Genomic DNA, 23,195 nt, shown 5'->3' on the forward strand with positions numbered 1-23,195 from the left:
TGTCGAACCATACCTGGCCGTGCTCGACCGGGCGCTACTCGATCGGCACGTCGCGGCCACCGAGGCCAACGAGCTGGTAGAGCCCGCACAGTACCTCGGGCTCTCGCGTGCGACCGTAGCGCAGGCCCACCGCCGCTACCTGGCCGCGGTAGCCGATGCGGCATGGGGGGACGCAACGGTCAGCGATGACGAAATGGCAGACCTGCGCAGCGTCGCGAGAATACTCAAGCTCGCGCCGGGAGCAGTGGAGGAGGAACTTCATCGCGCCGCGACTGTTCGGGCAGCGGGCACGCCCCCGAGGAGTCGCGGACCCTCAGATCAAGGAAGAGTTGGTGGAATCGGATCGAGCAATACCGGATTGCAAGTCTACGAGGCAAAGGGAGGGGGCGGATGGCAATAGAATGAGTCGCGCCACCAGCGGCACGTTCACTGGAAACCGCACATCCGAGGGGTAATCACTTGCGCACGTGGCTCCAATGTATTTCCCATTTGATCCTAACGACCATCGGCTTCGTGCTCGCCGTCGGGGTCTCAGTGCTCGTCAACGTGTGGACCGACGGATGGGAATGGTCGGTCGGCGTCGGTATAGCAGTCTTGATTGGGTGCCAGGTCGTCGCAGAGAGTGTTCGCAGAGTCATGGCCGCTCCGGGGTCGGAGCCCCGGAAAAAATCGATTGTTAACCAAGCGTTCGGCGGCGTCCGCGACAGCGAGATCAGCGGCATCAACCGTGCCAGCACGGGTTATGATGCGGAGGTGCAGCAGCGCTTTAAGGACGTGCACAATTCGACCATTGTCGGGTTTGGCGAGGGTGATCGGTCATGACGGTACCGCTCGGACCAGGCATCCCAGACAAACTGCTCGCGCAATCGAATGCGTTCGTCGACTCTCGGGTTATTTTCGACCGGATCGCCGAGCGGCTCTCCGAGGGCGCCCCCTTTTTGGTGCTCGTAGCCGAACCCGGGTTCGGTAAGACATCGATTGCCGTCCGGCTCGTGCAGATCTCCCTTGGCACGGCAACGTCGCCCGATGGTTTCGCGCCGGGGTGGCTGCACGCCTGGCACTTCTGCCAAGCCCAACGCTACGAGTCCCTCGATCCCCGTGCTGTGCTCGAACGATTGGCCGCTCAACTCTGCCGGACCGTGCCCAGCTACGCAGAGGAGATCGCCCGCTCGGTGGGCAACACCAGCATCGCAATCACGCAGACCGTCTCCGGTGACCTCCACGAGTCCACGGTCACCGGTATCGGAAGTCTGATCCTTCCGGCCACCGATCCGCGCAAACTGCTGCACGATTTCTTCCGGAAGCCGCTCGCTCGTCTCGGCCGCGACGTGACTGTCCTGGTGGACGCGATCAACGAAAGCGATGAACAGGGCGGCCCGACGAATTCCCTCGCATGGCTGTTGGCCACAATCCAGGATGACCCGATACCACAGTTGCGCTTCGTGCTAACTACCCGCAACGGCACCACGGCCAGCCGCTTCCCTTCCGATCGCCTAAACCTCCGGGACATCCGGTCCACTGGTGCGGACGATGTGCATACCTATAGCCTGCGCCGCCTCCGGGACGCCGGTGTCCCGGAGGCGGCACCCTTAGCCGCGCGGATCAGCGATGCCGCGGATGGCAACTTCCTGTACGCTGTGCACGCTGTCGGCCAGTATCTCAGGGAACCGACGAGCGGTGCGCTCACCCTGCCCGTCGGCCTGGCCGAGCTATACCAGAAGTTCCTGTCTCGCACAGCGGCCCTCGACATCAACAGGTGGCATGGCTCGGTTCGCCCTGTTCTTATGCTCCTCGTGCAGAGCAGAGGCGAGGGGTTCACCCGCCGGCAACTGGCCGCTATTTCGGGGCTGGCACCGTCACTCGTCGACGAAGCCCTGGAGCGGTGCTCCCCCTACCTACTGGGGGTATCCGACGGCCCCTTCGTCCCCCATCACGAAGCGATGCGCGCGTACCTTCGCGCGTCGCCGCAGCACGGCATCCACCCCTTGGAGGCGACCCGCCGGATCGTCGGCGCCCTGTGCAGTGCGACCACGGACCCGCACGCCGTCAAACACCTGCTCGGCTACCTCGCCGACTACTACCGGCTCGCAGAACACGAGGACACCACCACCGCCCTCCGTGCGATCGAGGCGACACTCACCGACCCCGCGTACCTGCACGCGCGGTTGGCGGCGACTGGCATCGACTCCCTGTTGGCGGAGCTCGGCACCCTCCGCTTGACCATCGGCGAAAGCGGGATCTTCGACACTATCTATGGGGTACTCACCCGCCAGGCGCACAATCTGCGCCGGTGGATCCCCGACGAGCAGCCCGCCCTGGCACTACGGCAGATCCGGTACGACTGCGTCTCCTCCGGTGCTCCCGATCTTGTCGCCGTGGGTGCCGGTGAAGACGAACCCGCTGTTCATATCGAGTGGAGCGCGGGCAGCGAGGGCACCTGGCTGATGTCGCATACCTTCGGCTCCACCGGCGCTCTCTTCCAGGCAATGGCCTTGTCGTCGGACAGTGACACGGTCGCGTTCGCCTACGTCGATCACGACAAAAGCAGCATTCACCTGCACGAGGTGGAGACCGGCGCGGCGGTCCGCAACTTCTCCTGCGAGGGACGCGTCTCGGATATTCGTTTCAGCGACGACGATCTACAAGTGGTCGTCCGCCAGCCTAACAGCGAGATCATTGCGTGGAGCCTTGCCACCGGAAAAGAGGAATCTGCGGCCATTGAAGACATCCCGCAGAAGTCGCCACCCTCATTGCCGATCTACATCGATGCCGTGAAAGATGTCGGCAATGAACCGATTGCCGCTACCACACCTGACGGCCGCTACACCGTTGCCCTGTGCCACCAGTTCAAGCGGCCGTTCATCGCTGTGTGGGAACTGCGACGCCGTGAGATCATTGGCCTACATTTCGACAATGATGTCCATTCGTTGGCTATCACACCTGATGGCGGCAAGGTCATCGTTGGTTGCATAGTCGGCAACTCCTATGTTCTCTCCCCGCCACCTGGGACTGGTCGCACCTCCCGCAACGGCCACAGCGTGGCCGTCCAAGCGGTCGCCCTGCGCGGGGATCGGGCGGTATCGGTCGGGGTTGACGGCACCCTGAAGGTGCGGGACTCCTCATCGGGACGGCCTGAACTCACCGCCAACGGGCAGCCGAACGTTTACTCAGTCGGCATCACTCCCCACGGCGGACACGGCATCATAGGGAGCCACGAAGGCGACATCGAAGTCTTCGACATGGAACTCCAACTCGTGGTGCGCAAGCTGGCCGTGAACGGAATTCCGGTCGATGAGCTGTGGGAATCCCGCGATGGTGCGAGTGAACATATGCTTCCTCCGATTGGTTTCGAAGAGCCATATCCGCTCGAGCGACCGATTAAGTTGCACGCCGGCCGCCAATCGGCAATCGCGGCCGTCGACGTGTCGGTCGACGGCCGCTTTGCGGTCACCGGTACCACCGAAGGCGTGCTCCGAACCTGGGACCTGGACACTGGAAACCTGTACCGTGAATTCACCAGGGACGGTTGCTTCATCCCTGCAGCCCGATTCACCCCGGACGGCCGGAACATTGTGACCGTGTCCCAAGTCAGCGGTCTCTGGCTTCCCCACTTGGTCTCCGTGGACATGTGGTCGATCGCCTCCGGGCACCGGATCGATCGGATCTGGCCACCCCCAGGAGAGCACCCGTGTGAGATCCCTTGTGAAAACGCTGTCGCGATCACCAGGGACGGCCGTTACCTTGCCACGACGTCGGCCGACGGGACCCTCGTCGTGCATGACCTCGTCGGCGGGCGCGAAATCGGCCGTCTCGTCCTGCATGGCAAACTCCTCCGCATTGCCATCGACGACACGAGGGTGCTCGTCGGCACCGACCGGGGAGAGGTGACCCTGCTTCGATTTTCACCGTAGCTTTAGGAAACCAGGTCACTGGAGCCGCGCAAATGGATGGGGTCAGTCCTCGACTGGTCGATGAATGAGGGAAACCACCAAACTCGCGTCCAAGCCGAACTCCTCGACGAGGCGCTCGCCGGGCCGGTGATCACCCTCGACCAGATCCGCGCCGCAGGCGTGAAGATTCCCGGCTCCTCCAAGGACCGTAAGCCCCGCCACAACCTGGCCTCCCGCGCCCCGTCCTCTTCGGCGTTGCAATGCAGCCTGCTCTGACAGCGGCGCTAGTCACTGTGTAGCGTCGATCCCCCAGCCGACGTTCTCCCCACCGGCTCGATCACGCACCCGTCTTGCCAAGTCGCGGCGGCCGAATCCTGCGAAGAGGAGCGCCAACCGTTCCAGTACGAATTCGCGGTCAGCGCTCTCCAGGTCACGGAGCAGCTCGCTCAGAAGGCCCGCCGCGTCTGCGACAGATTGATCTTCTGCGGCGTTGGACATCACCAGACGCAGGTTGTCTTTGGCAGCCGCCAGTTTCTCGGTACCGTCCGGGTTGCGGTCGTACCACCAGCGCAGCGCAACCGCGGGATCGCTGTAGACATCCTCGGTGAGCCGCTGCAGATGCTCCATCTGGGCGCGGTGCTCCTCAGCCCGGATGGCGCTCCGCGGCGCCCACCGCTCTCGTTCCTTGACCAACTCCACGTCTTCGGAGTCGGCAGTCAATCTCACCGCGACGCTGCCGAACGTGATCTCCGAGTCGCTGACAACGTCCTCCTCGATCAGTTTGCGCGAGAGATCCGCTTCGGCGATCCCGAAGTCCGCAACCGAGTACCCCTCGGCTACTTTCCAAGCGAACTCCAGAATCTCGGCGCGAGCCGAGCCGGCCGCCGCCTGGCGGCGCAGCCGCGAGCGGCCGGAGACTCGCAGGGCTAATTCGAATGCGGCCGTGAACCACAGCCCTTTGTCCAGGCTCGGCAGCCGGGAAGAGAAGCTGAGCCATTCCTCTCTCCCGCGCAGGGTGCTGCTCCACGGCGCTGCTGCCGGTTCGGCCGCGACCGCGCGCCACAGCAGACTCATGACCGTGCTCCTTCCGCCGCGGGGGCCGATATCGTCAGCGGGTCCAGACGGGGTAGATGCTCCGCAAGCAACGGCATGCGCTCGCTGGCGCAACCCCGACGGCCCCATTCGCGGAGTCGGCGACACAAACGGACGTTGGCTCCTGTATGCGATGCGGCGGCGCGCAGGAGCACCTCCTCGAATACCCCCTCCTCATGTCCGGTGTTGGCCAGGCCTGCGATCCAGGCGTCGGCGACCGCATTGCTGTCCCGAGGGCGCGTCGAGGTCAGTGCGGCGGCGATCGCGTCTCCGATTCGCTGCAGCGGAATGCGATCCGGTCCATCTCCGAGATCCTGGAGGATCAACGGGCGACCTGCATCGTCGGTGGAACTGAGCAGTTCCGCCAGGTAGCCCCGGGCGAACTCGGCGCGGCCGCGGCCCCGTTCATCGGCCTCCCACTCCAGCAAGGCCTCCAGAAGCGCCGGGCGGCACGCGGCCTCCGCACTGATCGCGTCCACCGCGCTGTGTAGCTCCTCGGCTGCGTGGCCCTGCACCCGGTCAGCAAGGTGGCTCAGCCGGACCAGGGCGGCGTGCGGCTCGAACCGGCCGTACTGGCCGCAGACCTGGGCGACTGCGACGTCGAGTCGGCCGCCGTCGGGGCCGTTGCGGGCCAGACTGTAGAGATAGCTCCGCACTGCGGGCCCCAGTTCATCGTGCACAGCCGCCCGGACGACGACCGGCACGGCGGACGAGCGCAGGCCGCTGTCCTGGCCCCACACGGCGAGCAGTCCGTTGACTGGCTTGGGGTCGGACTGGCGTTCAGCCAGGTCGAACCACCGGTCGGCTACTGCACGCCGCTCCTGCGGCGGTATCTTCCGCACAGCCCAGTCGGACCAGGTCAGCAGTGACTCGCGGGTTTTGGGATATTCACGCCACAGGTGATCGAGCACGGCGTTGCCCATTCCGGGTTGGCGAAACCGGATGCGGTCACGATCGTCGACGGCGGCGCCGATCTCGTCGAGCATCTTCGTGAGACCGCCGCCGGAGATCGGCGAGGTGAACGCCACGGGCACGTTCCACTTCTCGGCCAGTTCGTCCACCTGCACCATCACCACATCTGACGGGCAGCCTTCGAGGACGGCGACGGCCTCGATCAGGACCCGGAGATAGTCGCCAGGCCGAACGTCCTCACGGCGCTTCGGCTGCTTATCTTCGTCATCGCGGAGGGTGTAGCGGTTCCTCTCCCGCTCGACCGTCTGCCTCTCGTGGGAGGCGAACCATTCGCGCACCTCCTTCGCCAGGTCTTCGAAGATGCCCCGCACGACGCGTACCTGCTCGGCGAACACGCAATCGCTGTCCGCGTCACTTCCGCCGGCACAGATCTGTTGCACTTCTTTTGCGACACGGGCCGCATACGCAGGGCTGTTTCCGGCCACTAGATCGCGGATCTGCGGCTCCGCCGACCAGCGCTCGGCCACGGCCTCCGATGTGCGGTAGCGCAGATGCTGGAAGAACACCTTGCGGGGGGATGCAGGCTGTGCCCGGAGGAGGGCATAGCCGTCGACGGGGTCGTCGTCCCATTCTTCCGCCACGATGATGATCCGCGATCCGCACTCCCTGACCTGGTGTGCGTACCGGCGGACATGGTGGGAGACTCGCCCGCGCTTGAGCGCTGTGATGTCCAGTAGGTATGCATGGTCGGGTTCCGCGGGAAGATGGTCCAGGCGTCCACCGCGGTCGCCGGCGTCCGAGGTCACCTCCGCCACCTCCAGGCCGGTGGCTCCCAAGACGCTGATCGCACTGGCGGCGCGGCCGGTCCCCGGGTTGCCGACGACCACACCGACGCACAACTCCTGAAACTCGGCGGCGAAGCGTCGGTAGTCATCCTCGTCCGGGGCCACGAAGGTCGCACAGATGGCCTGCACGCGGTGCGGGTCCATGCGGCGGGATTCGCGGACTTGACGGATGGTCGCCGGGTCGAAGGAGACGCTTTCGCGCACCTCGTAGATGTTGACGCCGCCGTAGATGACGGCGTCCTGGACCAGTTGGCCCGTGTTGGTGCCCGCGGTGTTGGTGCTGGGGGAGCTCTTCTGGGCGTCGGTGCTTCTCCTCGGTTCCGCGGAGGAGGCGGCCTCCTGGTCGTGCCCCGGGGTTGCGGCTGACTGCTCCCGAGTCGCATCGTCCGCGTTGCTCTCTGCGTTCTCCTTTGGAGGCTTGCGCGTATCCTCAGCCATCGCGGCGCCCCCGGAGGCCGCCGCCGTGGATCCCGCCGTGGATGGTGCCGCCCTGCACCGCCTGGCCGTAGTTGTCGCCGATGCTGTTGGCCGTCTGGCCGGTGGTCGGCCCGGTCGACCGTGGATCGGGCGGCGGTCCGGCGGTGTCAGGAGGGCCAGGGGAACCGTCGTCCCCGTCGTCGGTGTCGCCGGTTGGTTCGGTGGCTTCCCGCGCCTTACCCTCCCCTGAGCGCGATGGTGCCGGGACGAAAAGGTACCCTTGCTGCCGGAACTCTTTCTGGGGCAGTTCCACGTCCACGGGACGGAACTTGCGCGGGTTCACACCGACAAACTTGCCGAGGACGGCCTCGTCGTAGACCCGGCCGGACACGATGGCGACGAGCAGCGTGATGTCGCGGTCCGACAGGCGCAACTCTTGGCGCACGGGACCTGAGTCCAGCAGCCGATGGGTGTCGTTCATCGCCCGGCCGATGCCGTCGATCGGGTCGTCCTTGTTACCGCTGTCGGGCAACGGACCCACGTCGATGCTGGCGCGCAACCGCAGCCGCAGTTCCCGGTCGTGGGTGGCCAGGCCAGGCTGGGCGTCTTCCAGAGCCTCCTGCAAGTGGCCGAGTAGCGGGTGGATCAGGAACGGCAGGTTCTCGGGCTCCACTCCGATGACGTAGCCGTCCCCGGTCTTCTGCGGGAAGCGACGCTCGGCCCAGACTTCGGCAAGCCCGGAGCGCGCGAACGCCTCTTCGAGGACCGTTTCGATCGTAGAGCTGATGATCTGCTGGTGGTAGCTGCCGTTGCCGGTGTATTTCTCGACGTCGACAGCCAGGACAGCGCGGTAGGGCGGAAGCGGGGAACTGCTCCGCAGCGGGCGCGGTTCGACGGGCATTGTGCATTCCTCGCGAATCGTGGCGACAGTTCAGGGCGCGGGAGTACGTTGCCGTACTGTTCACCGCACAACGAGCACTCTGCTCGTCCACGGCATGGAAGAATGTCCAGAAGTAGGCACATCAATCACGATGGTCGCGCCGACCCGCGCCTCCGGCCGAGACCACGGCTCATTCGGCCTGCGCGATCGCCTGCAACCGGTCGACATCTGCGATGGCCACGAACTCCCGGCCGGTGCGGATTACACCTAGCCCCCGCAACCGTTTGAACTCCTCGGCAACCGCCGCTCGCGACAGACCGATCGAGTCTCCCAATTCGCGTTGCGACAGTCCCAGCCTGACTACGACCGATCTGCGCGCGCTTCTGGGAGCACTCTCCGATCCAGAACCCATCAGCTGGGCGAGCCGCAGCAGCGTGGCTGCGAGGCGCTGCCGTGCCGTCAAGGACGCCATTTCGGCACGCAGCGAATCACTTTCCGTCTGTCGGCGCACCAAGTGCCGCCACAGCACCTGCTCCAAATCCATGCTTTTGACGAGGAGGCGGAACTGTGCGCTGGTGAGCACGCGAGTCAGGCACCGTCCCGTAGACGGCATAACGGTCGCAGAACGCGGGAGTCCGGACAGTGCCGATAATTCACCAAGAGACTCTCCGTGCCCCCGAAGCGCGAGGAGTAAGCCGGTGCCGTCGGGCTGGACCATAGTGACCTTGACCATGCCCTCCAACAGGAGGAAGACAGAGTCCTCCCGCTCACCCTGCCTTATCATCGTCTCTTGCGCGGCAAAACTCCTGGTGCGGCCGGCTTTTGCCAAGCGCGCCCACTGATCATCGGTGAGTAACCCGCCAAAGCCCTGCCTGCCGATGGGACACCTACCGTTCGTCGGCTTCCCGGATCGTGGATGTTGATTCCCCGGCGGGCGGCGGAAGCAGTGCGGCCGGGGCGAGTTGGCCGAGTCCGGCCACACCTGCCGGCGCGGGTAGGCCCATCGTGTAAGTAACGCTGCAGCCTGGTCCGGGTGGGAATCCGATCATCAGGCTTATGGGTTCTGTCCGGTGGCTCAGTCTCGGGGTAGCGGACACCGGGATGGAGGTGGTGGGCCATATCGAATACAGGAACCATCCGGTGCGGGTGCCGGGACACCCCAACGGGCAGGCGGTAGCGCCTGCCCTCGGTTGGGCGAGCGCGGGCACGGCGGTTGGTACGTCTCTCTGAGGACGGGCTGCGCGGTGCTGGGCGGCGTCGGCCCATGGCTGCCAGGGCGGCCGACGTGGCCGGCCCGCTCTGGCAGGCGCAATCGCTGATCGCCTGCAACGGGAGGCTCTCACTCCGGTTTGCGGGTGTCGTCGCCGCGAGCGCTCTCCGGCCGAACGGCACCGCGACGGGCGGTGACAGCGCATCTACCCCGGAACGTGGGTGACAGCCGCCACACACACAGGGGGAACGGCGGCCGTGGAGCACCTCGGCTATTTCGACCTGCGGCGTGTCGACTTCTCCGGTCTCCGCCGCCTCCGCCGGGCCCGGAAACACACGTGGCCGTATGCGGTCACCCACCTCCGCTCGTGATCCCCACGGGAATCTCAGCGAACTTGCATGTTTGCAGTACACACCACCCCCCAACGGATCGCCGCCCTCGGTCGGCGCTGGCGCTTCGGCACGACGGGCCTCGGTTGCGCATTCCGTTAATAAACGGTTCTAATCTTCCGTGCGCTCCGGCGCCTTCGTCCGGATGACCCATGTCCGGGCGGACATCCCCCGATGCAGAATGGGTGACTCTGTGCTGCGCACGATCCGTGCCGGCGCGGCTGCGACGGCTGCTGCCGTGCTCGCCGCGCTGCTGCCCGCCGCCTCGGCCGGGGCCGATACCGCCGAGCAGCCTCCTGAGGACCACCCGGCCCAGTCCCAGGCCCAGCACGCGGCCGAGGTGACGGGTGAGCGGGTTGCGATCGAGGAGTTCACCGACGAGAAGAGCCGGGTCTTCGCCGAGCCCGACGGCTCGTTCACCCTGGAGCAGTCCCCGGTTCCCCAGCGTGTGCGCACCGAGCAAGGGTGGGCCCCCGTCGACACCGACCTGGTATCCGACGGTGACGGCGGCCTGCGCCCCAAAGCCGCTCCCGCCGAGCTCGCGTTCTCCGCCGGTGGTGAAAGCACCCCCATGGTGACGATCGGCTTGGGAGCCAAGTCCGTGTCGCTCGACTGGCCGGGCACGCTGCCCGAGCCGACGGTCGAGGGCGCCCAGGCCACCTACCCCGACGTGCTGCCGGACGTCGACCTGGTGCTGACCGCCTCGGCCGACGGGTTCTCGCAGGTTCTGGTGGTCGACTCCGCCGAGGCCGCCGCCAACCCCGAGCTCGCCGAACTCCAACTGGGGATGGACACCGTAGGTGTGCGGATGAGCGAGGACGCTTACGGCAACCTGGAGGCCCTGGGGGACAAGGGCGGCCAGGGCGTGTTCGTCGCACCGGCCCCGGCGATGTGGGACTCATCGGGCCAGGAAGGCCTGAGCGAACAGCGGCAGGCGACCACCCCGCAGGCCGGCGCGCGCCTCGAGCAGGTGGAGACGGAGGTCGGTCTCGACTCGATCCGGTTGGTGCCCGACGCCGGCATGCTGTCCGACCCCGACACGGAGTTCCCTGTCTTCATCGACCCGTCAGTGTCGGTGAAGCGCAAGGCCTGGGCCTATGTGAACAAGCAGTACCCGGGTGCGAACTACTTCAACTCCTCCGACTCCGACACCGGCGTGGGCTATGAGCCCCAGTACCACAACACCAAGCGCGCCTTCTGGCGCTTCAGCGTCTACGAGCGCACCAAAAAGGCCACCACCGTCATCAACCACGCCACGCTGCGGGCGAAGGTCACCCACGCCTTCGGCTGCACCGACGCGAAGTTCTCGCTGTGGCGCACCCGCATCCTCACCAAGTCCAAGGCCCGGTGGAACAACCAGCCCGAGAAGCTCGGCAAGCAGGACACCGTCAACGTCGACAAGGGCCGGCCCGCCTGCGGCGGCTCGGGCGTGGAGTTCGACGCCACCACGGCCTACGAATCCGCTGCCGGGGCCGACAACAACAGCGTCACCTACGGCCTCTACGGCAATGAGAACCGCTCCAACAGCAACCACGACTGGCGCCGCTTCGCCAAGGACCCCAAGCTCGTCGTCAACTACAACAACAAGCCCGCCCAGCCCTCCACCGGGAAGATGTCGGACTCGCGGGGCGGGGTGTGCTCCACCGACGCCGACTCCCCGCGGCTGGTGAACGCGACCTCCCTGCGACTGCGCGCCCAGGTGCGCGACTACGACTCCAAGTACGTCGGCCAGAAGGTCAAGGCCCGATTCGAATGGCAGCGGGCCGACGGTACCGACCTGGGCCAGGCCGACTCCGCCGCCTCCGACGTCGACGACTGGCCCGACGGGTCCTACCGCAGCGCCACCGCCGACGGCCTGCCCGAGCACACCCCGATCCGCTACCGCGCCCGCGCCTACGACACCCAGCACTGGAGCGCCTGGTCCGACTGGTGCTACCTGGAGGTCGACACCCAGGCACCCGATACCGGACCCGAGGTCGCCTCGCCGGACTACCCGGCCGGCGACGAGGCGAGCGGTTCGGTGGGCCGGCCGGGCGAGTTCACCTTCAGCGCCAACGGGGTCGAGGACGCCAGCGCCTACCACTACAGCGTCAACGATGCCTCCTGCTCGCAAACGGCCGAGCCCGGCCAGCCCGGCGGGGACGCCACCGTGCTCATCACCCCGCGCGAGGACGGCCCCAACCTCGTCCACGCGCGCACCAGCGACGCCCACGGCAACTCGTCGGCCTGCGTTCTGGTCTACACCTTTACCGCCGCCGAGCCCGCCGGAGCGGTGTCCTACTTCCCGCTGGACGAGGGCCAGGGCACGAGCGCCGCAGACGCGGCCGAGCAGGGCCGCACGGCCGAAGCCGAGGGGGCCTTCGCGTGGGACCGCGGACGTGTGGGCGCCTACGACTCCGGCTCCTACCGGCTGGAAGGCACCGCGGCCACCCTCGACGGCGCCCGCGTGGCTACAGCCGAGCCCGTCGTCGACACCAGTCAGGCCTTCAGCGTCGCGGCCTGGGTGCGTCTCGACGAGAAGACGGGCAACCACACTGTGGTCAGCCAGGACGGCCAGGTCCACAGCGGCTTCATGCTCGGCTACCAGTCCTCCTACGGATTGGACAACTGGGTGTTCAAGGTCCCCTCCGCCGACGAGACCGGTGCCGCGGACTGGACCCGAGCCGTCTCCGACCAGCCCGCCCAAGCGGGCGTATGGACCCACCTGCTGGGGGTCTACGACCCGGCCTCCGGCCGGGCGCGCCTGTACATCGACGGCGTGGCCCAGGAGGTCACCGAGACCATCGCCGAGCCGTGGCAGGCTCAGGGGCCGCTGGTGATCGGCGGCGCCAAGTTCGAGGGCGAGCCCTCCGACGCCTGGCCCGGCGCGGTCGACGACGTGCGCGTGTGGGACCGCGTGGTCATCGGCCAAGCCTCCGACGGCGAGACCGGTGAGGACGCCCACCCGGAGACCTGGCACCTGGCCAACACCCCCGCGCTCCAAGGGCGCTGGCAGCTGGACGAGGGCTCGGGAACCCAGGTCGCCGACTCCTCCGACCATGGGCTTACCGGCACGCTGGAGGGCGATCCGGCCACGGTGTGGAACGGGGCCGTCAACGAGGTGACCCTCTCACCCGGCGCCACCCTCGACGGTGTCGACGAGCGCATCACCACCGCCGAACCGGCGATCCGCACCGACCGCAGCTACAGCGCGGCCGCCTGGGTGCGCCTGGACGAGATCGGGGTCAACTCCACCGCCGTCTCCCAGGACGGCGACGTCCACAGCGGCTTCTACCTGGGCCACCAGAACACCTACGACTGGGACCAGTGGGTGTTCAAGATGGCACCGACCGACGAGAACGGTGCCGGCGACTGGACCCGCGCCCTGTCCGAAGACGCCCCCCAGCTTGGCGCCTGGGTGCACCTGGCCGCCACCTACGACCACACCGAGGCCACCATGACGCTCTACCTCGACGGCGTCGCCGAAGGCACCGCCGCCGTCGACGAGGCCCCCTGGAACGCCACGGGGCCGGCCGTGATCGGCGCCGCCCGGTTCGAGGAGGCGCTATCGGACGCCTGGAACGGCGACATCGACGACGTTCATCTCTACCAGGGCGTGCTCAGTCCAAGCCAGATCACGACTATCCGCCATGGAGACCTGCCACCCATGTGACGACCGTGGCCGGTCCGCCGGCGCCCAGCCGACTCCCGTGTTCGTCCCCCAGAGCACCCGGCGCACCCGCGCTGGGACCGGAGGTCTCCTGTGTCCGATCGCCCCGCCCCGACGGGACCGTCCAAGTCGCGCCTCTACCGCATCCTCTCCCGCGCCACCGCAGCGGTCGTGGCCGCGAGCCTGCTCAATGCGATGCCGGCTTCGGCGCTGCTGGTCAACGACCGCCCGCAGATCGCCGACGACACCAGCGTGGCGGGGGAGGCCTTCACCTCCGGCGCCGCCGGCGGCGAAGACGACGCGGTCGACGAGGCCGCCGTCAATCGGCTGGGCACGGCGTCCTGGCCCGAGCCGGCCACCGTCGCACTCAAAGAGGGGCAGGCGACACAGGCGCAAGCCCGCGCCTTCGCCGCCCCGGAGAAGAAGCAGGACCAGACGGTGTCCCTGGGCCCGGTGACCGAGAAGGCCCGCAAGGACTGGCAGTCGCCGCTGGGCCGCGGGCAGGAACCTCCGAAGGAGAACCCGGACCGAGCCCGCCCGGCCCCGGCCGACGAGCACCCCGTGCCGGTGCAAACCCCCGAACCCCAGGCGCCGTCGGAGCCACCTGAATCCGGCACAGCTCCCGCACCGTCACCGGTACCGTCCACGACCCCCTCGGCGAGCGCCGAGCCCGCGCCGCAACCCGCACCCACGCCCTCCCCCGCCCCCGAGGAAACCGACCCCCCCCGAACCCGCCGCGGTCGAAGCGGCCGAGCTGGAGGTGCTGGACCGGAAACACGCCCGGCGCCTAGGCGTGGAGGGACTGCTGCTTCGACTGACGCGCACCGACGGCGGCGAGCAGACGGCCCCGGTGCAGGTGGGCATCAACTACGCCGACTTCGCCGCCGCCTTCGGCGGCGACTACGGCTCCCGCCTCGACCTGGTCGCCCTCGACGCCTGCACCGAGCCCGGCGCCGACGAGGACTGCCTGCGCACGGTCGACTTGGGGTCGGTCAACGACACCGGCGCACAGACTCTGACGGCCACCGCCCCCGCCACCGGAGGCGAGGGAACCCTGCTGGCCGTGGCAGCCGACACCCAGAGCGAGGGCGGCACCGGCGACTACGCCGCCACCAAGCTCCAGCCCTCGGCCGAGTGGAACACCGGCATCCAGACCGGCGCGTTCTCCTGGTCCTATCCTCTGTCGGCTCCGCCGGTGGCCGGTGACCTGGTGCCGCAGGTCGCGCTGGGCTACTCCTCCCAGAGCGTGGACGGGCGCACCGCCGGCTCCAACAACCAGACCTCCTGGATCGGCGAAGGCTTCAGCTACAACCCCGGTTACATCGAGCGCCGCTACGAACTGTGCCAGGACGCCGGCCACGACGTGGCCGACCAGTGCTGGGCCCGCCACAACGCCACCCTCTCCCTGGGCGGCACCTCCACCGAGCTGATCATCGACTCCGACGGCGACTGGCATCTCAAGGACGACGACGGCTCCAGGATTGAACGCCTCACCGGGGCCACCAACGGCGACGACAACGGCGAGTACTGGAAACTCACCACCCCCGACGGCACGCAGTACTTCTTCGGCCGCAACCGCCTGCCCGGCTGGTCCGAGGGTGACCCCACCACGAAGTCGGCGCTGACCATGCCGGTCTACGGCGACGACTCCGGCGAGCCCTGCCACGACTCCGCCTTCTCCGGCTCCTGGTGCCAGCAGGCCTACAAGTGGAACCTGGACTACGTGGTCGACGCCCAGGGCAACGCGATGGCTTTCCACTACGGCCAGGAGACCAACCACTACGGCCGCAACCTGGAGTCCGAGGCCACCCCCTACGACCGGGGCGGCTACCTCAAGCGCATCGACTACGGGCTCCGCGAAGGCGACCCCTTCGCCACCGCCCCGGCCCGGATCACGTTCGAGGTCAGCGAGCGGTGCCTGCCCACCGACGACTTCGACTGCGCCCCCGGCAAACGCACCGGCGCCAACGCCGACCACTGGCCCGACGTGCCCATCGACCGCGAATGCGGCGCGAACGAGGACTGCACCGGCAACCACACCCCGGCGTTCTTCTCCACCAAGAAGCTGGACCAGATCACCACCCGGGTGCACGACGGCGACGGCTACACCACGGTCGACTCCTGGAAGCTGGACCACAAGTATCCGGCCCCGGGTGATGGCACCGACCCGGCCCTGTGGCTGGACGCGATCACCCACACCGCCCACGCCGGCGGCGGCGAACCCCAGACCTATCCGTCGGTGACCTTCAACGGCACCCCGCTGCGCAACCGGGTGGATGCCCGCACCGACGGGCTCGCGCCGATGTACAAGTGGCGCATCACCGCGATCTACACCGAGACCGGCGGCCAGATCGACGTCACCTACTCCGACGCCCAGTGCCAACCCGGCGACACCCCCGCACCGCACTCCAACACCAAGCGGTGCTACCCGGTCATCTGGACCCCCGCAGACGAAGAGGAACTGACCGACTACTTCCACAAGTACGTCGTCACCCAGGTCGCCGAGATCGACCGGGTAGCCGACCAGCCCGACGTCATCACCTCCTACGACTACGTGGGCGACGCGGCCTGGCACTACGACGACCCCGACGGCATCGTCCCCGAGGACCGCAAGACCTGGTCCCTCTTCCGCGGCTACGAGAAGGTCAAGGTCCGCACCGGCCACCCCGACGCCACCCGCACCGAGACCGAGCACCTCTTCTACCGCGGCATGGACGGCGACCACCAACCCGACGGCGACCGCTCCGAAACCCTCACCGACTCCCGCGGCACCGACGTCGTCGACAAGGAGGCCTTCAACGGCACCACCCGCGAGGTCATCACCCGCAACGGGGCCGGCGGCGACACCGTCTCCACCACCGTCACCACCCCCTGGAAGGAGCAGACCGCAAAGCGCACCTACGACTGGGGCACCCTGCGCGCCCACCTGTCGGGCACCAAGAAGAGCGAAACCCACACCGCCCTGCAGGAGGGCTGGCGCACCACCCGCACCGTCAACCATTTCGACAACCGCGGTTACATCATCCGCACCGACGATCAGGGCGATGTCGACGACCCCGGCGACGACCGGTGCACCCGCACCACCTATGCCCGCAACACCGACGACTGGCTGCTGGATACCGTCGCCCGCACCGAGACCGTCGACGCCGGCTGCTCGGCCGAGGTACAGCGCCCCGCCGACGTCATCAGCGACAACCGCACCCTCTACGACGGCCGGGACTACGGCACCCAACCCACCCGCGGCCTGCCCACCGCGACCCAGCGCCTGGCCGACTACACCGACGGCCAAGCCCAGTACCAGACCACGAGCGAGACCGCCTACGACGACTACGGGCGGGTACTGACGCAGACCGACGCGCTGGGCAACACGACCACCACCGACCACACCTCCGCGATCGCCGGCGGCGCGGCCACCGAAACGACCACCACCAACGCTCTGGACCACACCACCACCCAGCGCTTCGACGTCCGAGCCCAGGTCACCTCGGAGACCGACGCCAACGCCAACACCACGAACCTGGCCTACGATGCCTTCGGCCGTCTGAGGAAGGTGTGGCTGGCCGACCGGCCCAAGGACTCCTACGCCGACAACCCGAGCATGGAGTTCACCTACCACGTCTCCAAGGACGCCCCAGCCGCCGTCACCACGTCGGTCCTGAACCCCAACGGCGGCTACACCACCGCCTACGAAATCTACGACGGCCTGCTGCGCCCGCGCCAGGCCCAGAAGCCGGCCACCGGCGGCGGCCGCCGCATCACCGACACCTTCCACGACTCCCGCGGCAACACGGTCGTGCAGCGCGAGGCCTACTACAACGAAGCCGACCCCGGCCAGGAGTTGTTCGTCGTCAACAACGACGACGAGATCCCCCGCCAGAGTGAGACGGTCTACGACGGCGCCGGCCGCGCCACCGACATGATCCACGTCTCCCGCGGCGATGAGCAGTGGCGCACCACCACCGCCTACCTGGGCGACCGCACCAAGGTCACCAAGCCCGAAGGCGGAACCGGCACCACCACCCTCACCGACGCCCGCGGACGCACCACCGAGCTGCGCAAGCACCACGGCACCCAGCCCCAAGGCGACTACGACGCCACCACCTACACCTACGCCAAGAACGACCAGATCGCAGCGCTCACCGACCCCGAGGGCTCCACCTGGGAATACACCTACGACCTGCGCGGACGCAAAACCCGGGTGGAGGACCCCGACACCGGCACCTCCACCTTCACCTACGACGCCGCCGACCGGCTCGTGGCCACCACCGACGCCCGCGGGCAGACGGTGCACACCACCTACGACGATCTGGGCCGCAAAACCGAGCTGCGCGACGACTCGGCCAGTGGCACCCTGCGCGCCGAATGGGTCTACGACACTCTGGAGAAGGGCCAGCTCACCTCCTCGACCCGCTACGCCGACGGCGACGCCTACACCACGAGCGTGGTCGCCTACGACGAGGTCTACCGGGTGCGCGGCAAGCGGATCACCATCCCCCAGTCGGAGGAAGGGCTGGCCGGCAGCTACCTCTACCGCACCACCTACAACCCCGACGGCAGCACCCAGGCCAGCGGATTCCCCGCCGCCGGCGGCCTCAACAGCGAAACCGTCTCCCACACCTACGACGACCTCGGCCAACCCACCGCCATCACCGGGTGGGAGACCGTCGTCAACCAGACCCTCTACTCCAAGACCGGTGACCTGGTCCAGCGCGAGTTCAGCCGCGGCACCTTCGGTGCGGAGAAGACGTGGCTGACCCGCGACTACGACGAGGCCACCGACCGGCTGTCGATGACGAGCCTGGTCCACCAGAACGGCGAGGGGTCGCTGACCACCCAGCACTACAGCTACGACGACACGGGCAACATCCTCTCCATCCGCGACGAGCCCACCGGCGAGGCGCGGAGCTCGGACGTGCAGTGCTTCGACTACGACTACCTGCGCCGCCTGACCGACGTGTGGACCCCTGAGGCCACCGGCGAGAACGCGTGCGCGGCCGAGCCCGCCGCCGACGGCCTGGGCGGGGCGGCCCCGTATTGGACCTCCTACACCTACGACGCCTCCGGCAACCGGGTGAGCGAGACCAACCACGCCGCCTCGGGCACGACGCTGTCGACCTACACCCCGCCGGCGGAGGGGGAGGGGCCGGCCCACGGGGTGGCCGAGGTCAGCACGACCGCCCAGGGCGCTGAGGCCTCCGGGGGCGCGGCGTCCACCTCGACCTACGACTACGACGCGGCCGGGAACATGGTCTCGCGCAGCACCGGCGACCGGGACCAGGAGATGGTCTGGGATGCCGAGGGCAACCTGGCCTCGGTGCAGGGTTCGGCCGGTAGTGCGAGTTTCGTCTACGGGGCCGACGGCCAGCGGCTGATCCGCCGCCAGGGCGGTGAGTGGACGCTGTATCTGCCGGGTCAGGAGGTCACCTGGACGGCGGGGGAGGGGACGGCGGCGACCCGCTACTATTCCCACGCCGGGGAGACGGTGGCGGTGCGCGAGGACGACTCCACGCTGCATTGGCTGTTCGCCGACCACAACGGCACCTCGCAGATCGCGGTGGATGCCGAATGGGGCACGGTGCAGCAGCGCCGCTTCACCGCGTTCGGCCAGGCGCGCAGCGGCACCGAGGCCTGGCCGGGTGAGAAGGGGTTCGTGGGCGGGACCGTGGATGATGCGATCGGGCTGACCCGGTTGGGGGCGCGCTCCTATGACGCGGAGTTGGGCCGGTTCATCTCGGTGGATCCGCTGATGGACCAGTCGGACTCGCAGATGATGCACGGTTATGCCTACGCCAACAACAGTCCGGTGAGTATGTCGGACCCGGCGGGAACGGCGCCCTGCAAGGACGACCGGGGGTGCAAGGGAAGCAATCACGGGGGTAACGGAGGTAGTGGTGGTGGCCGCTCTGGTCACCACGGCGGCTCTGGCTCCGGCGGCGGTGGCGGTGGGTTCACCGGCGTGATCACCACGCCGGGTTGGGGCGGCGGTGGTGGCGGCGGCTACTGGGGTGGCGGCGGTTCCACCGGCGGCTATTACGGCGGCCCCACGGGGGGAGGCGGCAGTGGTGGCGGATCCGGTCCCGTATACGTCGATCCCTACGACAACGAGTCTTATAAGCCTGATCCGGTGGATGTGGCCCAGGACGACGCCAAGGCGCTGCAGAGCGATAAAGCGCCTACAGGAGCCGGGATCGGAGATTTCCTTGATAATCCTATGGGAAAGCTTGGCGGGTGGGCTGGCGTTGGAGGATTGTTGGCAACATGGGCTGGATACCTTTTGAAGGTCGCTGACGCCCAAAAATTTGGAATCTGGATTGGAATTGGAATTGTAATATTCAGAATCCGGATCTATATTTTCGACAACGTTACGATTCCGTATATGAAATGGGCCTGGAAGCATGGGCTTGGCCAATGGTTGGTCGACAACTACAGGCCGGGTAACAGGCCCGAACCGTGGCAGGAGCCAGCGCCGTGGCCCGAGTGGGCACCTGACGGGCCCAAGTTTCGAGACTGAGAGGGGAGGGTTATGAAAATTGAAGAATCCGAGCAGCGGACGCAGGCGCATTCGATGGATAATATCTGGCTTTATTGTTTTTCTAATGGGTGCAGGTGTTATTAGTTTGGCGGGAGAGGCGTACTCGTATCACACTGGTGCGGTGATCGAAGTTCCGGATGTTGGTGGAGGAATATGCGCCCTCGCTGTTGCATTCATGTTTCTTTATCGTGCAGGTGGGAGTAGGGTACAAGGTTGGGGGCGGGGTTCATGGATGGCATTGTCCATTTTGTGTATTCTAGTTGGCCTTCTCTTTCTGTTTTGGATTTCGCTTTTTCCTGATTCCTTTGGCAGTGGGGTGAATTCTGTCGACGCGGTAATTGGGCTTTTTGGTGGGGTGGTGGGGCCGATTGGAAGTGGTGTAACTATTCTAGTTGGCCTGCGTGCGGATTCATATAAGGAATAGTTCCGGTGGGTGGAGGGTTTTGACGCGCCGAGATCGGGTGCCCGGCGAGGTCATCCTCGGCCGGGCGGTTCAGGGTCAGGGTTGATTTGAAGTCGGTGATCGTCTCAACTCCCGCCATTCAGGAGATCGCAATGGGGTCGAAGGGGCGGGTGAAGCACCCGTAGGAGACCCATCGAGGGCTCTACACAAAGTGAGCCAGAACCCGGAGCGATCGCCATACTCATGCAGTCCATGGAGATCCAGCCGTCCGGCGTTCGGTAGTGGAGACCGCAGTGCGCTGTATCGAGCACGTTACCCATCCGAACCGCGTCGCCGACCCAAGCTCCAAGATAGGGCCGTTGCCAGCCAAACTGGCGAGAGTCTCTATTTCGATCTCGGTATCGGGGATAGTAGGAAATACTTCGTCGTAGTGATCGGACCAGATATCCCCATAGTCAACAGGGTTCCACTGCGCGGACGACATGATCTCAGTCTCTGCTCGTTTCACACCCGGGAATGGTCGGTTCTTCGTCGGCGGAGCGACAGAAGAGGTGTAGCCAATCTAGGGGTCATTACTGCCGTGGGGAACACATTTCGAAGTACTTGAAAACATGGGCAATTGGCCGCCCGCCGACAACGTCGCGACGCAGCTGCTCCGGGCTCCGGTGTGCTCTCGGCCGCCCAGGGCCCGATCCTCGCGTTTAGGTCAGCGGCCTTTCAACAGCCGCTGGTGGCGTTGGATCGGGACGCGCGCGCAATGCCGGCCGGCACGCCTGGACCGGGGCCCCCACATCGCGAGGCGGACCGCGATGCGCCGCGCTGTCGAGCTGGCGCGCCAGGGCAGCAAGCCAACCGTCGAATTCGCCGAGGCCCCCGGTATCTGCCGTTTCTTGCTGCAGAACTGGGCTCCCAGCCCGCCGCCGCGAAGAAATGATCGGCGAGGCCGCCCTGCCCACACGTGCGGAAAGGAAGGAACTCGCCGAGTTGGGCCTTCGCAACAAGAGCGGAAGCCAAGAACGAGATCCTCAAGCGTGCCGCAGACTATTTGGTCAGGGCGTACGTACTCCCAATGTAAGGTTCTCACTGGTTTGGGAATGTGCCGCCGGCTCGGTCCCGGTCGCGGTGGCCCGTCGAGTACTCAACTTCTCCAGGTCGGGGTATTACCCCAGGCGTGACCGGTCTGAGGCGCTGCGCGCCCACCGCAATATGGAGACCGCGAAGAATCTCCGGGTGATAGTCAGGAATATCATCACGGGCGGTCGTGGGTGCGCAGACGTGAGTCCTCGAAGAACACATCACTCCACGGATCGCTCGTCTCGCGGTAGTGGTCCGCTTCATTCTCGCGTAGTATCCCGACGTGGAGACGTCCAGTACTCGACAGGCCACCGCGACAGGGATCGAGTCGGCGGCACATTCACGGACCAGCGAGTACATTACTTTGGGAGTACGTTCTCACTGGCGAAATAGGCCGCGGCCCGCTTGAGGATCTGGTTCTCGGCTTCCAACTGCTTGTTGCGGCGGCGCAGCTCGGCCAGTTCCTTCTTTTCCGCATTTGTGGGCCGGGCGGCCTCGCCGACCGCTTTCTCCTCGGCGGCGGCCTGGGCCACCCAGTTCTGCAGGCAGGAGCGGCTGATACCGAGGTCTTTGGCGAGCTCGACGGTGGACTTGCTGCCCTGGCGCGCCAGCTCGACAGCGCGGCGGCGGAACTCGGGCGAGTGTGGAGAGGGCATGGACGACATCCTTCCTGATGATCACGCCTGCCCTCACCTCAAGTGTCCGCGCTACAGGGGGAAGCTCAGGGTGGGTCAGCGGGCTCTTCTGCCGGATCGCCTCCGAGGCGGAACTGCCACCGATCACCCTGCACGGGCTGCGCCACGGCGCCGCCTCCCTCAGCTTGGCGGCGGGGGTGGATGTGAAGGTGGTCTCCTCCGAACTCGGCCACTCCACCACGGCTTTTACTCAGGACACCTACCAGAGCGTGTTCCCCGACGTTGCGAAGGCGGCGGCCGAGGCGACCGCGGCGCTGCTGCCGTTGACGAAGCCGCAGTCCGCGGGGTGATCCCGGGCTGAATCCGCGCTCGCGGGCGCTCCGGGTGGCCGGGGCGCCCGCTGGCGTTTTGGTGGCCGTGTGTGGGCCCGTGGCGGGGCTGCCCGGGGGCGCTGGCCGTTGGGTGAGCGCCCGGGTTCCGTGGGCGGTGCTGGGGGCCGTCGTGGGCGCCCGTGGTGGCCGCGGCGCCTGGTGGCGTGGGTGGCCCGGCTGCCGCCGAGGATCGGGAAATCCGTTGGGGTGCTTCGAGCGGAGTCCAAGCTGGGGAGCGAGCGCGGAGCCAGCGCGGGGGACAAAACGGGTGAATCGGCGGCGCCTGGAGTGTCGTGCAGGCCGTTGGCCTGCGGAAACTCGGCGCACCTGGCAGGATTCGAACCTGCGACCTACGGATTAGAAGTCCGGTGCTCTTTCCACTGAGCTACAGGTGCTTGGTTCAATTGTGGCGTGGATGCCTTGGCTGTAACGACATCGTGACCTGCGTGTTGGCGGAGCGTGTCACGCGTGCGCGGCCGTGCCTTGCCCGGGCGGCCGGGGGCTGCGGGTGGCGGGGTGGTGGCCGGGGCGGTGCTGGCGCGGTGACATTCTAGGGTATTCGGAAGATGTCACCCATCGCTGGGCAAAACTATAACAACTACGGACATTCGTAGTTGCGTCTCGTTAGCACACGCGCTCCACCAAATCGGTCCCTACCGGCCTCTTGGAACACGTTACCCGTGATTAACCGCAGGTGGGGTGCCTGTTACCGGTGTTTCGCCAACCGGGGGAGCGGGAGTGCGGCGTGTCGGCAGGTCAGGGGCTAGAAGGCCCACCAGCCGCCGTGGGCCAGCAGGAGTGCGATCACCGTGAGGGTCGTCATCGGGTGCTCCTCGCTGGCCGGCGGGCCGTCCTCCGTGGCGCTCCACGTGCCGAATGTCGATTACTCTATGTAG

The 23,195-nt window shown here is 66.9% G+C and carries 11 protein-coding genes, 1 tRNA gene and 1 pseudogene; 7 read left to right on the plus strand and 6 right to left on the minus strand.

Translation table 11 applies throughout. The annotated features are described in order from the left end of the window. Nucleotides 1–489: 489 nt before the first annotated feature. The 3 genes from ABD284_RS19360 to ABD284_RS19370 are packed head-to-tail and all read left to right on the plus strand — an operon-like array spanning nt 490 to nt 4,166. Nucleotides 490–822 (plus strand): hypothetical protein, encoded by a 333-nt coding sequence (locus ABD284_RS19360; protein WP_344145469.1) that lies wholly within the window; start codon nt 490–492, stop codon nt 820–822. After that, nucleotides 819–3,911: a P-loop domain-containing protein gene (locus ABD284_RS19365; protein WP_344145471.1), complete on the plus strand. Its 3,093-nt coding sequence runs from the start codon at nt 819–821 to the stop codon at nt 3,909–3,911. Before ABD284_RS19360 ends, ABD284_RS19365 begins: the two co-directional genes overlap by 4 nt. A 36-nt stretch (nt 3,912–3,947) precedes the next feature. Further along, the gene (locus ABD284_RS19370; RefSeq protein ID WP_344145473.1) at nt 3,948–4,166 is read left to right on the plus strand and encodes a hypothetical protein; all 219 of its coding nucleotides are present in this window, start codon (nt 3,948–3,950) and stop codon (nt 4,164–4,166) included. A 12-nt stretch (nt 4,167–4,178) separates the two neighbouring features. Here the strand turns inward: ABD284_RS19370 and ABD284_RS19375 are convergent, their stop codons facing one another. The 4 genes from ABD284_RS19375 to ABD284_RS19390 form a co-directional block, all read right to left on the minus strand. Continuing rightward, a complete protein-coding gene (locus ABD284_RS19375) occupies nt 4,179–4,964 on the minus strand; it encodes a hypothetical protein (RefSeq protein WP_344145475.1) in 786 nt (261 codons plus the stop codon). Next, complete coding sequence (locus ABD284_RS19380; RefSeq protein ID WP_344145477.1) at nt 4,961–7,177, minus strand: hypothetical protein; 2,217 nt, start codon at nt 7,175–7,177, stop codon at nt 4,961–4,963. The genes ABD284_RS19375 and ABD284_RS19380 overlap by 4 nt, the downstream gene beginning before the upstream one ends. Continuing rightward, nucleotides 7,170–8,057: a hypothetical protein gene (locus ABD284_RS19385; protein ID WP_344145479.1), complete on the minus strand. Its 888-nt coding sequence runs from the start codon at nt 8,055–8,057 to the stop codon at nt 7,170–7,172. Before ABD284_RS19385 ends, ABD284_RS19380 begins: the two co-directional genes overlap by 8 nt. Nucleotides 8,058–8,226: 169 nt before the next feature. Continuing rightward, nucleotides 8,227–9,018, minus strand: coding sequence for a Crp/Fnr family transcriptional regulator (locus tag ABD284_RS19390; protein WP_344145481.1), 792 nt, complete (start codon nt 9,016–9,018; stop codon nt 8,227–8,229). 810 nt (nt 9,019–9,828) lie between these two features. Here ABD284_RS19390 and ABD284_RS19395 point away from each other — a divergent pair. From ABD284_RS19395 to ABD284_RS19405, 3 genes are all read left to right on the plus strand, one after another. Continuing rightward, a complete protein-coding gene (locus ABD284_RS19395; protein WP_344145483.1) occupies nt 9,829–13,287 on the plus strand; it encodes a LamG-like jellyroll fold domain-containing protein in 3,459 nt (1,152 codons plus the stop codon). 790 nt (nt 13,288–14,077) lie between these two features. Further along, nucleotides 14,078–19,795: an RHS repeat-associated core domain-containing protein gene (locus ABD284_RS19400; RefSeq protein ID WP_344145485.1), complete on the plus strand. Its 5,718-nt coding sequence runs from the start codon at nt 14,078–14,080 to the stop codon at nt 19,793–19,795. Nucleotides 19,796–19,937: 142 nt separating this feature from the next. Next, nucleotides 19,938–20,240: a hypothetical protein gene (locus ABD284_RS19405; RefSeq protein WP_344145487.1), complete on the plus strand. Its 303-nt coding sequence runs from the start codon at nt 19,938–19,940 to the stop codon at nt 20,238–20,240. Between the two features lie 1,412 nt (nt 20,241–21,652). Here the strand turns inward: ABD284_RS19405 and ABD284_RS19410 are convergent. Next, nucleotides 21,653–21,949 (minus strand): transposase, encoded by a 297-nt coding sequence (locus ABD284_RS19410; RefSeq protein ID WP_311547827.1) that lies wholly within the window; start codon nt 21,947–21,949, stop codon nt 21,653–21,655. A 71-nt stretch (nt 21,950–22,020) separates the two neighbouring features. Here ABD284_RS19410 and ABD284_RS19415 point away from each other — a divergent pair. After that, nucleotides 22,021–22,278 (plus strand): annotated as a pseudogene (locus ABD284_RS19415) (tyrosine-type recombinase/integrase); the annotation flags it as partial. A 343-nt stretch (nt 22,279–22,621) separates the two neighbouring features. Here ABD284_RS19415 and ABD284_RS19420 read toward each other — a convergent pair. Next, a tRNA-Arg gene (locus tag ABD284_RS19420) sits at nt 22,622–22,694 on the minus strand. Nucleotides 22,695–23,195 lie beyond the last annotated feature (501 nt).

It is taken from the genome of Streptomonospora arabica, from assembly GCF_039531585.1.
Taxonomy (GTDB): domain Bacteria; phylum Actinomycetota; class Actinomycetes; order Streptosporangiales; family Streptosporangiaceae; genus Streptomonospora; species Streptomonospora halophila.

Bases quoted from the DNA above. Each gene is read 5' to 3' on its own strand.
- ABD284_RS19375 (WP_344145475.1), bottom strand. From the start codon at position 4,964: ATGAGTCTGCTGTGGCGCGCGGTCGCGGCCGAACCGGCAGCAGCGCCG.
- ABD284_RS19380 (WP_344145477.1), bottom strand. From the start codon at position 7,177: ATGGCTGAGGATACGCGCAAGCCTCCAAAGGAGAACGCAGAGAGCAAC.
- ABD284_RS19365 (WP_344145471.1), top strand. From the start codon at position 819: ATGACGGTACCGCTCGGACCAGGCATCCCAGACAAACTGCTCGCGCAA.
- ABD284_RS19370 (WP_344145473.1), top strand. From the start codon at position 3,948: ATGGGGTCAGTCCTCGACTGGTCGATGAATGAGGGAAACCACCAAACT.
- ABD284_RS19410 (WP_311547827.1), bottom strand. From the start codon at position 21,949: ATGCCCTCTCCACACTCGCCCGAGTTCCGCCGCCGCGCTGTCGAGCTG.
- ABD284_RS19385 (WP_344145479.1), bottom strand. From the start codon at position 8,057: ATGCCCGTCGAACCGCGCCCGCTGCGGAGCAGTTCCCCGCTTCCGCCC.